Origin of the sequence: Paraburkholderia sp. BL25I1N1 (assembly GCF_003002025.1) — a bacterium.
Lineage (GTDB): Bacteria > Pseudomonadota > Gammaproteobacteria > Burkholderiales > Burkholderiaceae > Paraburkholderia.
Genome location: NZ_PVZB01000005.1, coordinates 395,022 through 408,644 on the forward strand (window position 1 = coordinate 395,022; position 13,623 = coordinate 408,644).

The 13,623-nt window shown below is 62.6% G+C and carries 14 protein-coding genes; 4 read left to right on the top strand and 10 right to left on the bottom strand.

Going from position 1 to position 13,623, the window contains the following annotated elements:
- Positions 1–15 precede the first annotated feature (15 nt).
- Genes B0G73_RS10550 through B0G73_RS10560 form a run of 3 tightly spaced genes read right to left on the bottom strand, consistent with a single transcriptional unit; the run spans position 16 to position 3,094 of the window.
- On the bottom strand, positions 16–732 hold the full coding sequence (locus B0G73_RS10550) for a histidine phosphatase family protein (protein ID WP_106280401.1): 717 nt from the start codon (positions 730–732) through the stop codon (positions 16–18).
- Positions 733–743: 11 nt separating this feature from the next.
- Positions 744–1,532, bottom strand: coding sequence for an oxepin-CoA hydrolase, alternative type (locus tag B0G73_RS10555; RefSeq protein WP_106280403.1), 789 nt, complete (start codon positions 1,530–1,532; stop codon positions 744–746).
- Entirely contained in the window at positions 1,529–3,094 is a 1,566-nt protein-coding gene (locus tag B0G73_RS10560) for a 3-hydroxyacyl-CoA dehydrogenase (protein ID WP_106280405.1), read from the bottom strand. Before B0G73_RS10560 ends, B0G73_RS10555 begins: the two co-directional genes overlap by 4 nt.
- 125 nt (positions 3,095–3,219) lie before the next feature.
- Here B0G73_RS10560 and B0G73_RS10565 point away from each other — a divergent pair, with 125 nt between their 5' ends.
- Entirely contained in the window at positions 3,220–3,867 is a 648-nt protein-coding gene (locus B0G73_RS10565) for a glutathione S-transferase family protein (RefSeq protein ID WP_106280407.1), read from the top strand.
- Positions 3,868–3,973: 106 nt separating this feature from the next.
- On the opposite strand, the gene B0G73_RS10570 is transcribed toward B0G73_RS10565, so the two are convergent.
- Both B0G73_RS10570 and B0G73_RS10575 read right to left on the bottom strand, forming a co-directional pair.
- On the bottom strand, positions 3,974–5,146 hold the full coding sequence (locus B0G73_RS10570) for a pyridoxal phosphate-dependent aminotransferase (RefSeq protein ID WP_106280409.1): 1,173 nt from the start codon (positions 5,144–5,146) through the stop codon (positions 3,974–3,976).
- 142 nt (positions 5,147–5,288) lie between these two features.
- Positions 5,289–5,786 carry a putative toxin-antitoxin system toxin component, PIN family gene (locus tag B0G73_RS10575; RefSeq protein ID WP_106280411.1) on the bottom strand — a complete coding sequence of 166 codons (498 nt, stop codon included), beginning with the start codon at positions 5,784–5,786 and terminating at the stop codon, positions 5,289–5,291.
- Positions 5,787–5,843: 57 nt separating this feature from the next.
- Here B0G73_RS10575 and yaaA point away from each other — a divergent pair, with 57 nt between their 5' ends.
- Entirely contained in the window at positions 5,844–6,626 is a 783-nt protein-coding gene (gene yaaA / locus B0G73_RS10580; protein ID WP_106280413.1) for a peroxide stress protein YaaA, read from the top strand.
- A 33-nt stretch (positions 6,627–6,659) separates the two neighbouring features.
- On the top strand, positions 6,660–7,814 hold the full coding sequence (locus B0G73_RS10585; RefSeq protein ID WP_106280415.1) for a M14-type cytosolic carboxypeptidase: 1,155 nt from the start codon (positions 6,660–6,662) through the stop codon (positions 7,812–7,814).
- A 111-nt stretch (positions 7,815–7,925) separates the two neighbouring features.
- Here B0G73_RS10585 and B0G73_RS10590 read toward each other — a convergent pair whose 3' ends face one another.
- The 4 genes from B0G73_RS10590 to B0G73_RS10605 all read right to left on the bottom strand — a co-directional run bounded on the left by B0G73_RS10590 (position 7,926) and on the right by B0G73_RS10605 (position 11,865).
- The gene (locus B0G73_RS10590; protein WP_106280417.1) at positions 7,926–8,582 is read right to left on the bottom strand and encodes a BspC domain-containing protein; all 657 of its coding nucleotides are present in this window, start codon (positions 8,580–8,582) and stop codon (positions 7,926–7,928) included.
- Between the two features lie 168 nt (positions 8,583–8,750).
- On the bottom strand, positions 8,751–9,425 hold the full coding sequence (locus B0G73_RS10595) for an energy-coupling factor ABC transporter permease (RefSeq protein ID WP_106280419.1): 675 nt from the start codon (positions 9,423–9,425) through the stop codon (positions 8,751–8,753).
- 112 nt (positions 9,426–9,537) lie between these two features.
- The gene (locus B0G73_RS10600; protein ID WP_106280421.1) at positions 9,538–10,416 is read right to left on the bottom strand and encodes a response regulator transcription factor; all 879 of its coding nucleotides are present in this window, start codon (positions 10,414–10,416) and stop codon (positions 9,538–9,540) included.
- Between the two features lie 234 nt (positions 10,417–10,650).
- Positions 10,651–11,865 (bottom strand): DUF2863 family protein, encoded by a 1,215-nt coding sequence (locus B0G73_RS10605; protein ID WP_106280423.1) that lies wholly within the window; start codon positions 11,863–11,865, stop codon positions 10,651–10,653.
- A gap of 269 nt (positions 11,866–12,134) precedes the next feature.
- Here B0G73_RS10605 and B0G73_RS10610 point away from each other — a divergent pair, with 269 nt between their 5' ends.
- The gene (locus tag B0G73_RS10610) at positions 12,135–13,250 is read left to right on the top strand and encodes an AI-2E family transporter (RefSeq protein ID WP_106280425.1); all 1,116 of its coding nucleotides are present in this window, start codon (positions 12,135–12,137) and stop codon (positions 13,248–13,250) included.
- Positions 13,251–13,387: 137 nt separating this feature from the next.
- On the opposite strand, the gene B0G73_RS40910 is transcribed toward B0G73_RS10610, so the two are convergent.
- On the bottom strand, positions 13,388–13,623 hold a 236-nt coding region (locus B0G73_RS40910), incomplete at its 5' end, for a hypothetical protein (protein WP_219907270.1).

The following is a 13,623-nucleotide window of genomic DNA, read 5'->3' on the forward strand; positions in this document are numbered from 1 at the left end:
CCTCCAGTTCGGGGTTCAGCTACGCTTGTATTGAATGAATTGTGCGTAGAGCATTTCCATCGTGGTGTTGCGGACGTCGCGATGCAACGGCGACGGCGGTGAATAGTTGATCGTGCGCAGCACCCAGTCACGCGGTGCGGCGCCCACGTCGAGCGCGTTGATGCAGCCGGTGGCTTGCGCCAGATGGCCGAAAAACGTGCGGCCGCCGGCCGTAAGAGCATGCGACAGGATTGCCCGGTTCACGCCGCCATGCAGAACCAGCAGCACAGTGTCCCACGACGTGTCCTCGCGCAGCGCCGCGACCGCAGGCAAGACGCGATCGAACAGCGCGCCGATGGTCTCGCCGTCAAGAAACTGTGTGCTTTCCGGCACGATACCGTCGAACACGCCCAGAAACGCCGCTTCTATGTCTTGCAGCGGAATATTGCTGAGCTTGCCGCCGCGAATCTCTTCCCAGGCGGGTTCGATTTCGAGTTCGATCTGCTGGCCGGTCTCGGCCAACACGCGCCGCGCGGTTTCGATGGTGCGCGGCAAACCGCTGACGATCACCCGGTCGAAACGCACCTGCTGTTGTGCGAACACGCGGCCCGCCGTGCTGGCTTGCTCGCGGCCGTTAGCGTTCAGCGGCACGGTTTCAGGATCGATCGCGCGGCCGGAGTCGTCGAAGTAGGTGACGTCGCCGTGACGCATCAAAAAGATGCGGCGGCGCTTGGGCAGTTGATAGTCGGGCATCGTTCCTTCGTTCACTTATAGACCGGCGCGCGTTTTTCGAGGAACGCGGAAATCCCTTCAAGCCCGTCACGGTGATGCAGCGAGGCGACAAAGCTGTCGCGCTCCGCCACCAGATGATCGGCGAGCGGCTGCGTGCCGGCCGTGCCGATCAACCCCTTGATGCGCGCGACCGAGTTGGGCGAAATCTTGCCGAGCTCGTCGGCCCAGGCGACCGCGGCGTCGCGCACGGTGCCGGTCTTGACCAGCTTGTTGACGACGCCGAGTTCATGCAGGCGTGTTGCCCCGATCGGTTTGCCTTCGATCAACACTTCCGTGGCCAATTGACGCGGCAGGGCTTGAGCGAGAAACCACGACCCGCCGCCGTCGGGCGTCAGGCCGACGCGTGCATACGACATGACGAATTTGGCTTCGTCCGCGGCCACGATCAGGTCGCAGGCCAGCGCGAGCGAGAATCCCGCGCCGGCCGCGGCGCCATCGACGGCGGCGATCACCGGCTTCGACGAAAGACGCACCGCCGAGATCCATTCGCCGAGCAGATCGATGCTCTCCGCTTGCACGGACGGATCTTTCGCGCGGTTCTCCAGCAAGCGGTTCAGATTGCCGCCCGCGCAGAAGAAGTTGTCAGCGCCGGTGATCACGACGGCGCGAATCGACGGATCGCGTTCCACCGAGTCGAGCGCCTCGATGCCGGCGGCGTACATGTCCGGGTGCAGCGCGTTGCGTGCGCCTGGGTTCGAGAGCGTGAGGACTAGTGTCGATTCGCTTTCGGTGGGGCGCGAGGTCAGCAGTTCGGCGCTCATTGTTGTGTCTCCTGAGTCTTCGTTTCGATGTCGGCCGCGTCGCGCCGGGTCAACGACATGCCAAGTTGCGCTCGCCGCGCGAGCCATGGAGACGGACGATAGCGCGGATCGCCGAGCACACTGAACATGTTGCGCAGGATGGCCAGGATCGTTGTTGAGCCGAGCGCGTCGCCGAGGGCTAGCGGGCCGCGCGGGTAGCCGAGGCCGAGTGTCACGGCGAGGTCGATGTCTTCCGGCGTGGCGATCTGTTTTTGTGCGATGTCGCAGCCGATGTTGACGATAGTCGCCACCACGCGTTGCGCGACAAAGCCGGTCGAGTCGCGGATCACGGTGACGGGCACGCCGTCGGCGGCAAAGAGTGCGTGCGCCGCGTCACGCGCGCTGCGCGCGGTGGCGGGCGTTGTCATCAGCGTGCGGCGTTGCGCGCCGACCAGCGGGAAGAGCGCATCGATCGCGACGACGCGGGTTGCGTCCAGCGCTTCATCGACCGCGGCCGTGGTCGCATCGTGACCGAACGGTGTGACGACGATCAGCGAATTCGCTGCGGGCGTGGCGCCGTCGTCGAGCTTCACACCGGCTTTCTCGATGAGTTGCACGACCGCGTCGCGGGCTTGCGGATAACGCTTGCTGACCCAGACGCTTGCCGGCAGTCCGGTCGGTATGGGCGCTTCGGCGGCCACTTGCTGCTTGCCGTCTTCGTAGCGATAAAAGCCTTCGCCGGTCTTGCGGCCGAGCAGTCCGCCGGCGAGTCGCGTGCCGGTAATCGGCGACGGCGTGAAGCGCGGCTCTTCATAGAACTGATGGTAGATCGACTCCATCACCGGATGCGAGACGTCCAGCGCCGTCAGATCGAGCAACTCGAATGGGCCGAGGCGAAAGCCCGCCTGCTCGCGCATGATGCGGTCGATGTCGGCGAAACTCGCCACACCTTCACCGGCCACGCGCAAGCCTTCGGTATTCATGCCGCGGCCCGCGTGATTCACGATGAAGCCGGGCATATCTTTCGCACGCACCGGCGTGTGACCCATGCGGCGCGCGAGATCCATCAGCGCGTCGCCTGCCGCGGGGTCGCTGCGCAGACCGTCGATCACCTCGACGACCTTCATCAACGGTACGGGATTGAAGAAGTGATAGCCGACCACGCGCGACGGGTCACTGCAGCCGGCCGCAATTGCCGTGATGGACAACGAAGACGTGTTGGACGCCAACACGCAGCGGCCGCTCACGACGGTCTCGAGTTCGCGGAATAGCGCCTGCTTCACGTCGAGTTTCTCGACGATCGCCTCGACGACCAGATCGCAGCCGGCCAGTTCGCCGATGCTCTGCGCGCCGCTCACGTTCGCGAGCGCCGCAAGCGAGCGGGCCTGATCGAGCTTGCCTTTAGCGGTCAATTTGGCGAAAGTCTCGGCGAGGTAGTCGCGCGCGGCGCCGATCGCAGCAGGGTTAGTGTCGTACAGACGCACGGTGAGACCGGCCAGCGCGGCGATCTGGGCGATACCGCGGCCCATTGCTCCGGTTCCGACAATGCCGATAGTCTCGATGCTGAAATTGCGAGAGGTCATTGGAAACTCGACTCCATGGTTATTTTAGAATAGCACGATCGTGCAATTTACTGGATGATTGATCGAAGGCCGCTGTTGTGACGTCGAAGAGCGGCCGTAGACAACTCAAGGGAAGGAGACACCCAATGATCAAGCTGTGCGGTTTCGCGCTCTCTAACTACTACAACAAAGTGAAGTTCGTGCTGCTCGAACACGACATTCCGTTCGAAGAAGTGTCCGTGAAGCCGAGCCAGGACGAGGCCATGCTCGAGCATTCGCCGCTCGGCAAAGTGCCTTATCTGCAGACTGAAGAAGGCGACCTGAGTGAATCGCAATGCATTGTCGAGTATCTGGCCGCGCGCTTTCCCGACAAGGCGATTTTCTCCGCCGACCCATGGGAAGCGGCCAAAGAGCGCGAACTGATCATGTTCGTCGACGTGCATCTCGAACTGACGGTGCGCAATCTCTACAAGGAAGCATTCTTTGGCGGCACCGTGACCGAGGCGACCAAAGGGCGTGTCGAGAAACTGCTCAGGCATCACATCGCCGGCTTTAAACGGATCGCGAAGTTCGGGCCGTATCTGAGGGGCGAGCGTTTCAGCGTCGCGGATACGGCCGGCTATGTGAGTTTGCCGCTGGTGGGCATGGCGACGCAGACCATCTACGGCAGCGATTTTCTGCTCGACGCAGGGATCGACTGGAAGAGCTATGTGAAAGCGATCAACGTGAGGCCTGCCGCGCAGCGTGTGACCGAGGACCGCAAGGCGTATGTCGCGGCGTCGCGCCCGGTTTGACGGGCGCGGCCGGGAAGCAGGCGAATCGGGGCGTGCCGCGCACGCCCGGGCCGCTACGCGCGATGGCAAGGAACGTTGGTTCGTTCTCAGCATCGCGCGGGACATGCTAGAGGCGCGCCAGCCGCTCGAGCGCGGTGGCCAGCGTGCTTTCCTGCTTGGCAAAGCAGAAGCGCACCACGCCCGATTCATGGGCCTCGTGATAGAAGGCCGAGACCGGAATGGCCGCTACGCCGATTTCGCCGGTCAGCCATTGCGCGAATTCGGCTTCGGGCAAGTCGCTGATCGCCGAATAGTCGACGCACTGAAAGTACGTGCCCGTGCACGGCAACAGTTTGAAGCGTGAGTTCGCGAGGCCGGCGCGGAAGAAGTCGCGCTTCTTCTGATAAAACGCGGGCAGGCCGAGATATGGCGCGGGGTCGTTCATGTAATCGGCGAGACCGATCTGCATTGGCGTGTTGACAGTGAACACGTTGAACTGGTGCACCTTGCGGAACTCGGCGGTGAGCGCGGCGGGCGCGGCCACGTAGCCGACCTTCCAGCCCGTTACGTGATACGTCTTGCCGAAGCTCGACACCACGAAACTGCGTTGCGCAAGTTCGGGATAGCGCGCCACGCTCTCGTGCGGCGCGCCGTCGTAGACCATGTGTTCATACACTTCGTCGGACAGGATCAGCACGTTGGTGCCGCGCACGATCTCTTCGAGCTTGCGCATGTCTTCCGCGCGCCACACCGTGCCGGTCGGATTGTGCGGCGTGTTGATCAGCAGCAGCCGCGTTTTCGGCGTGATCGCGGCGGCGAGCTTGTCGAACGGGATCGCGTAGTCGGGCGCGTCGAGCGTGACGAACACCGGCTTGCCGCCGGCCAGTTCGATGGATGGCAGGTAGCTGTCGTAGGTCGGCTCGACCACGATCACCTCGTCGCCCGGGTGGACCGTGCAGAGAATCGCGGTCAGCAACGCCTGCGTCGCGCCCGCTGTCACGGTGATCTCGGTGGTGGCGTTGTAGCGGCGGCCGTACAGCTTTTCGATCTTGTCCGAGATCGCCTGACGCAGCGGCGCGACGCCGGCCATGGGCGGGTACTGATTGTGGCCGTCGCGCATGGCGTTCGCGACCGCATCGACGATGCGCGGATCGCAGTTGAAATCGGGAAAGCCCTGACCCAGATTGACCGCGCCTTTTTCGGCCGCGAGCGCGCTCATCACGGTGAAAATCGTCGTGCCGACGTCCGGCAGGCGAGACGGAAACGTGGGACTCGAAGGCGTGTCGTGCGGTGCATTCATGGCGCTGTCCGGAGCGTGGGCAAATGGGTTAGACAAAGGCGTCGCGTGAAACGGGCGAAGCCTGATTGTAGGGAATCGCGGCGCGCTGTGCGCACCATGGAACTCACGTTAGCCGTCTGGCCAGGGCCATGCGGCTGGCGGGTCATGCGGTTAAAGGCTCGCCGGCCGCGTTCAGCGACATGCCGATGGCGGCGACGAACGGCGCCGGTTGTGCGATCTGAAACCCGAAGTCACGTGCAATCCGCTTGGCCAGCTTCAACACGGCGCGATCCTTCGAAACCAGCCAGTCGGCCTGCGCGGCGTGCGCAAGCTCGAGAAACTTCTGGTCGTCGCGGTCTTTGCATTTGGGCAAGGGCCTGGCATCTTCTGCTTGCGCCGCGGGTTCGACCAACTGCGCGAGCCGTGAAACGACCGCCAGCGCTACGGCCTTGTCCACATTCCGATGCACGAATTGCGGATAGTCGAGCACATAGGTAAGTTCGGCGAGGCAGCGTGCGTCGATCAGCGCGATCAGCGCGCCGCTTTCGAGCGCGGCCGCGATCGGCCGCGTGTGCGGGTCGTCGAACACGAGAATGTCGATCCACACATTGGAATCGAGGACGACGCGCAAAGCGTCGGGTGAGGCATGGGAACCGGGCATTCGTTACAATCTGGCTTTCGTCTTTGACCGCCAGGCACGGCGTGCCTGCAAGCCTCTATGATAATCGTTCTGTCGCCGGCGAAATCGCTCGACTACGAAACCCCGCCCCACGTCAAAAAGCACACGATCCCCGATTTTGTCGACGACGCGGCCGAATTGATTGGCGGATTGCGTCGTTTGTCGCCGCAGCAGATCGCCTCCCTGATGGACATTTCGGATCAGCTCGCGCACCTCAATTTCCAGCGTTACGCGGAGTGGTCGCCCAAGTTCGGCACGCACAACGCCAAGCAGGCGGTACTGGCGTTCAACGGCGACGTGTACGAGGGCTTCAATGCGAAGACGCTCTCGTCGGCGGATCTGGACTATGCGCAGAATCACGTGCGCGTGCTGTCCGGCCTGTACGGTTTGCTGCGGCCGCTTGATCTGCTGCAGCCGTACCGGCTCGAGATGGGTACGCGTTTCGCCAACCCGCGCGGCAAGGATCTGTACGCGTTCTGGGGCGAGCGGATTACGCAGGCGTTGAATGCGCAACTGAAGAAGAATGCCGTGGCGTCGCGAGTGCTGGTGAACTGCGCATCGGGCGAATACTTCAAGTCGGTCAAGCCGAAGCTGCTCGAAGCGCCGATCATCACGCCCGTTTTCGAAGACTGGAAGGGCGGCCGCTACAAGATCATCAGCTTCCATGCAAAGCGCGCGCGCGGCCTGATGGCTCGCTATGCCGTGGAGAATCGCCTCGACCGGCCTGAGCAACTGAAGGACTTCGACGCCGGCGGCTATGCGTTCGACACCGAAGCCTCGAACGATTCCACTTACGTATTCCGCCGACGCGTCGCTGACTAAGCGTCGCCACGCAGACAAGCAGGGAAGAACATCATGACGTTATCGATTACAAGCAACTTCGACGCGGGTGCGATCGAAGTGCTCTCCTGCGAAGAAGCAGGCAACATCCGCTTGCGCGTGCGGCCGGACAGCCGTGCCGAGTTCGCGCAATGGTTTTATTTCCGCTTGTCGGGCGCGGCGGGCGAACGCTGCGTGATGACGTTCGAGAATGCGGCCGCGTGTGCCTTTGCCGAAGGCTGGCGCGACTATCAGGCGGTGGCGAGCTATGACCGCGTGAACTGGTTTCGCGTGCCGACGTCGTACGACGGCCGTGTGCTGACGATCGATCACACACCGGATTTCGACCGTATTTACTACGCGTACTTCGAGCCGTACAGCGAGGAACGCCACTCGGAGTTTCTCGGCGCGGTGCAGCAGATGCCGCAAGCCACGCTCACCGAGTTGGGCACGACCGTCGAAGGCCGGCCCATGTCGCTACTTACGCTCGGTACGCCGCAAACCGGCGACACGCCCAAGAAGAAGATCTGGCTGATCGCGCGCCAGCATCCAGGCGAGACGATGGCCGAATGGTTTATCGAGGGTCTCGTAAAGCGGCTCGCGGGTTGGGGCGATTGGGCGGGCGACCCGGTCGCGCGCAAGCTCTATGATCACGCGGTCTTTTACATTGTGCCGAACATGAATCCGGACGGCAGCGTGCACGGCAATCTGCGCACGAATGCGGCCGGCGCGAATTTGAATCGCGAGTGGATGGCGCCGGATGCCGCGCGCAGCCCCGAGGTGCTGGTGGTGCGCGACGCGATTCACGCCACTGGTTGCGATCTGTTCTTCGATATCCACGGCGACGAGGCGCTGCCTTACGTTTTCGTGGCCGGCTCCGAAATGCTGCCGGGCTTCACCGAGCGGCAAGGGCAGGAGCAGAAGGCGTTCATCGAAGCGTTCAAGCAGGCGAGTCCAGATTTTCAGGACAAGTATGGCTACGCCGCGAGCAAGTATCGCGAGGACGCATTGAAGCTGGCGTCGAAGTATATCGGCAACGAATTCGGCTGCCTGTCGCTGACTTTGGAGATGCCGTTCAAGGACAACGCCAATCTGCCCGACGAACGAGTGGGCTGGAACGGCGAGCGCAGCGCCGCGCTCGGCGCTGCAATGCTCCAGGCGATCTTGCGGCACGTGGAAACATTTGTCTGAACGTCGCTGCACATAAAACGAGGCACACACTGTGAAGTGTGTGCCTCGTTTTTCATTAGGGCGCGTGGTTGACCTGCCGCACTGGCAGGCGGATGCCGTCAGCGTGACCCGCTAATGAGTTTTCTTCTTCGCCACGGCCTTCTTCGAAGCTGCTTTGTTCGAGCTTGCTTTCGATGATTTGCCCGAGCTTGGCTTGGACGACTTGGTGGTGGCTTTCTTCGTAGTCTTGCCGCTCGCCGAGTGCTTGCCTTTGGCGCTCTTGTGCTTGCCCGACGATGCACGCGACCCCGACGGTTCCGAACTGCGCGCGCGGGCCGGCGGCACCGGATCGTTCCAGCTGAACGCGAGCATCTGCGCGCCGACGTAGCCGCAGCGGAACTTGAGATCCGCGGGATCGCCGCTGCCGCTCTGCCGGATGCCGAGCCCTTCGACGGTGACGATATTGTCTACCTTGACGCGCTGCTTGCCCTCGTCGAACGAATCGTTCCAGGGCGTGACCGACGCATGCGCGCTGTCGAACGAACTAGGTGGAAATTCGACATGGTCGAAGGCGGTCGACGTGCTGGCGACAAAGTTGCCATGGGCTGCGCAGTCCGCAACGAGCGGGTCCGCATGCAGGTCATTGACAAATTTGTTGACGAGATCGTTGTGCTGTTCGAGTTGATCGGCGAATGCGGGAGCAGAGCATATGAGCGAGAGACTCGCCGCACATGTTGCCAACCGGCCGACCAGCCGCAGCAATCGGCGCGGTACGTTGGTGCGATCCATCTAGTTAGTTAGACGCTAATGAGACATGAGGCACGTAAGATGCCCGGCAAGAGGGTGGAGTTCAATCCTGACACAAATATTTTCCTGTTGGGAGTGTGTGGGCCCGGGCGGCTCGACGAAGCCAAGTCGCTGTTCGCCGTCAATACGCGTTCCGTGCCCGCGCGAGTGTCAGGTGCGTGGTCCGCCCAGCCGGTATCTCCGCACATCATAGGTGGTGACCCACGCCGGACGGTAGACCGAGATCAACGCCGTCGACATGCCGGTGAACCACGATTCCCCGGTGGCAAGCAGGAACACGCTGAATGCGTAGCCGGCGGGCACCACGGCCATCGAACCGTCGGCGAGCGCGATATGAATGCCGAGGGCGGCGGCCGCCGTGAGCGACACGGCGATGGCAGGCGAAACAAAGCCCTGGCCGAGAATGAACATGAAGAGATTGCGTGGCAGCCACGCGATGCTGATGCGCTGGAGCAAAGTGGAAATGCCGACCGGCAGTGCACCGTACACGAGGAACGTAAGTGCGATGCCCTGCCATGGCGCATCGAAGACGACGGCGGCAAGACCCGTGACCACCGCCATGGCGATCAGCGCCAACGCCCAGTCGAACAACGTGACGACTAGCGTGGCGCCGAGCAGATGCATGACCGTGCCGTCGTCGAGCCACGCATTACTTGCCCACAGCACCGACACTGCGACGATGATCGCAAGCCAGACATGCTGCAGTGTGCCGTCCTGAAGTCGTTTGAAAGGATTTTTCCACAGCGCGAGCGCGACCACTATCGCAGTGGCGATCCAGCCACCGACAGCGACCCAGAACGGAAGCGGTGTGTAGAGGAAACCCATGAGTCTCATATTACTCGTTGGACGAGAAAAGGTGTGAGCGGATTCCATGCCAGCAGGCGCAAACGCTGCCGGAAAGTGCTCGCCCGGATTCCGTTGCGCGCGCCGGCGGCGTTCATCCAGGGCCTGGTGCGAGCGGGTCCGGTGCGGGCCCGACGCACGGCGCATCTCCGTACGGTGCGCCTGGTTCTGCCGCCATGGGCAACAACGCAGCGGTGTCGTTAGCCGGCAACGGATACTGGAAGCGCCGCCGCGCGCGACGCCGTAACGGCACCACGCCGGGTTGGCCCATGATCGGGCGCACCGGGCCGTCGCCGCCATTGCGCAGCACCTGCAAATGATTCGACAGCCAGCCGTTATAGAGCGCGACCGCGGCCGCGCGATTGGGCGCGCCGAGCTGCTGGAATATGCTGGTCAGATGGATCTTGACCGTGCCTTCGCTGATGCCGAGCGTGCGCGCGATCATCTTGTTGGTGCTCCCCATATGGACGCAGCGCATGATCTGCTGCTGACGGGGCGACAGTACGTTGGCCAGTCTGGCGCGACGCGGCGGTGGGCTCTTTTCGTCGAACGGCCGGATGGTGAGGTCCGGTGGCAGCGGGGGATCGAGCGCCAGCGCGCCGGGCGGCACGTAGTGACCGCCCAGCAGCACCATTTCAAACGCGCGCACGATCAAGCAGGGATCGGTGTCGCGCGGCACGACGCCGAGCACGCCTTCGTCCATGAGATCTCGCACGGCGGCCGGCGAGATCTGATCGGACAGCACGGCAATGCGCAGATCGGGGTAATGGCTGAGCAGATGGCGAATATCGGCGATTGACATCCAGTCCTGCCAATCGACCAGCAGCAGGTCGGGCCGCTGACGCTTGAGCGTGCGTTCGACCTGACGCCAGTCTTGTGCTTCGTTGAAACGCGCCAGGCGGTCGATTTGCCGCAGCAGTGCTTTGAGCCCGTCACGTCGTTCCGCGTCTGAGTTGAGTATCGAGAATCGCATGCATGTCTCCAGATGAGTCGGGCGAAGTGGCGCGATGCGTGCGCACGGCGCGTGAGAGCCGGATGCGTTCGCGATGCGTCGCCATGCCTATGATGACAAATTCCCTTCTGTTTGACGGCCTGTCCAAAAGGCATAAGAGGAATGACGTAAAACCGGGCGAGCACAAAAAAGCCCCGCGCGCGACGGGGCTTTTCAATGTCGACTCCGGCGCGCAAAACGCGCCGGCGAAGAGGGTCAATGGAAGTGCGGCTGCGCGGGTTCCGCGTCCTCCGGCATTTCGGCGTGGACGATTTCGCCAAGCGGATCGGCATACAGCGGTACGCCGCAGTCGTCGCAATATTCCGGCTCGAAGCGGCCGGCGTGGCGGCGCACTTCGGTCACGCCGGTTTCCTTGAGCAACGCGACGATTTCTTCGAGCGGGTCGTCCGAAGCGGCGGTTTCCTGCGGTTCTTCGTCGATGCCGGGTTCGCCGTTCTCACGGCCGTACAGCGGCCACACGACGCCGTAGATCACGTCATTGCTGCCGCGGCGCGTGAAGCCGACGCGGTATTCGTCGATGCGGCGCTCGCCGAAGCCTGCGACAACGGCGCGCAACTCCTGCGGCGCGGCGCCGATCGTGTCGAACAGATAGCGCACGGCAGTGCGCACGGTATGAGGACGCACGCGTTCGTCGGCGTCGCGGCAGGCCGAGTAATAGGCGTCCGGCAGCAGGCACTCGAATTCGCAACCCGGCAACACCAGCGACAGATTGGCGCCGCCTTGTGTAGCCCATTGTTCAAGGCACTGCCCGCGTTCGATCCGGTTGCCGTGTTCTTCTTCCTGCCAGCGGAATGTCGGTTCGCCGACCGGCGCCGCGACCACGGCCAGCAGGAAGCGCGGGTCGGCCAGTATCGGCGAGGTTTCCGGCAGCTCGCCGAAATTCAATTTGACGTTGCCGCCAGCCATGGCTGCTTGCGCGAGTTGCTGGGCAATGCGCCAGGTTTCGACATGATGACGCGGCAGTTGATCGATGCTGTACAGGAACGGCGCCAGGGCGACCCGCGTGTTGGTCGCGAGCACGTGCGCTTGCAGATGTGCGCGCAGGGCGTCGGCGGCGTCGGCCTTGAGCGGGCCGGACGGGATCATGTAGCGCGTCCACGCGAGCACCGGCGCGGCGATCAGCAGCGCCTCGTAAGGCACGCCTTCATGTTCGACGATGAACGACTCGCTATGGGTTTCCGCCATGTCGGCGAGCGCCCCGTAGGCATCGGGATGATTTTGCTGCAGATGGTCGAGCGCGGCATCCAGCGTGGTCTGGTTGGCGTTGCGAACGATTTTGGCCAGCAGCGCGTCGAGTTTCGCTTCCCAGAAGCGGTCCTCGGTGCGGCTGCCCGACGCGAAAAGCGCGAGCGAGAGACCGACAAGCTTGTCGGCATCGGGGGGGAGACGTTTGGCGATTCGCGAGCGCATAAATCCGGAAATTGGGGTGCACAGAACCTTATATTCTAGTCTTTTCTATGCCGCCATATTGTTTGGCCGGCAATGCCGGATGAATTAAGACGTTTCTACACTAAAAATCAGAGCTGCCGAGCGGACCTGTCGGGGCCTTTGCATGACGACCTGACCTGATGATATAAGACGCCCCGGGCGCATGACTCGCTCCTATACTGACCCTTTCAGGGCGCTCGACAAACCTACGTCCGCTCGTCACTGGAGCTTGGCGCAACAGGAGATTCATCGTGAAATCGGACCAACTGATCGAACGTCTTGCCGCGGTTTTCGCGCTGATTATTCTGGTGGGCGGTTCGCTGCTGGTGCTGGCGCCTTTTACGACCGCGCTGCTGTGGGGCGCGATTCTCAGCTATAGCTCGTGGGGCTTGTACCGGCGGCTGACCGCTGCCCTGGGCGGCCGTCGTAAAGGGGCCGCCACCTTGATCGTGTTGATCATCCTGATTGTGGTGCTTGGCCCGTTTGTGTACGCGGGATTTGCCTTTGGGGCGCACGTGCACGAGATCGTCGCGCTGGTGCAGCGGCTCTTCGAGGCCGGCTTGCCGGATTTGCCACCGTGGGTTGCCCGGATTCCGCTGGTGGGTTCTAACATCGAGGCATTCTGGGAGCGGCTCACAAGTAGCAATTCGGAACTGATCGCGCAACTGCGTACGCTCGCGGCGCCCGCCGGCAAATGGATTCTGGCGGCCGCGATTGCTATTACGCACGGCCTCGGGCTGCTGGCATTGAGCATCGTGCTGGCTTTCTTTTTCTACACAGGCGGGGAGGGCGCGGCTGCCTGGCTGACTGCGGGCATGCGGCGTATTGCCGGCGAGCGCGCCGATTATCTGTTGGCACTCGCCGGCAGCACGGTGAAAGGCGTTGTCTACGGAATTCTCGGCACGGCGCTCGTGCAAGGTATTCTGGCTGGTTTTGGATGCTGGATCGCCGGTGTGCCGGCACCGGCGTTGCTCGGGTTGGCGACATTCTTCCTGTCGGTGATACCGGGCGGCCCTGTTGTCGTCTGGTTGCCCGCGGCAATCTGGCTGTACCACGGCGGCGCGACGGGGTGGGCGATCTTTTTGGTGGTGTGGGGCGTGCTGGCCGTCGGCATGTCCGACAATGTCATCAAGCCGATCCTGATCGGCAAGAATAGCGACATGCCTCTGATTCTGGTGATGCTAGGTATCTTGGGCGGTGCATTTGCTTTTGGATTCCTTGGGGTTTTCATCGGACCGACTTTGCTGGCGGTCGCGTATACCGTGCTTCACGACTGGACGATCGGCGCGCCCGCTGCGCGCGCCTCGACGCCCGACGTGAAGGCGCTTGTTGTCGATGAGCCGGGCGCCGTAAAAAAGGTGCCCTGAATAAATTCCAGATAACGCTTGCAAGGCGGGTTCGGGCTCGCTAGAATCTCGCTCTTTCGTGCTTCGGACAACGGGGCACGGGAGGCGGGAGAGCCAGCAGTGGCAAGGCTTTCAGCGAAGCGGGCAGGTTCAGGAAGTTAGAAAAACCTGTTGACGGCGTAGCGGAAGTTCTTCATAATCTCGCTTCTCTGCTGCTGATGCAGCGACGCAGAACGAAGCGGTGCCGGGTGGTTGTGATGTTGACGACCTGCGGTGCGGGTTCGGTGGTGAATGCGTACTCGATCTTTAAAAATTAACAGCCGATAAGTGTGGGCGCTTGATGCGCGACGCGCCGGCGGGCCCTTCGGGATCTGCCGGAACAAGCGAAAGTATC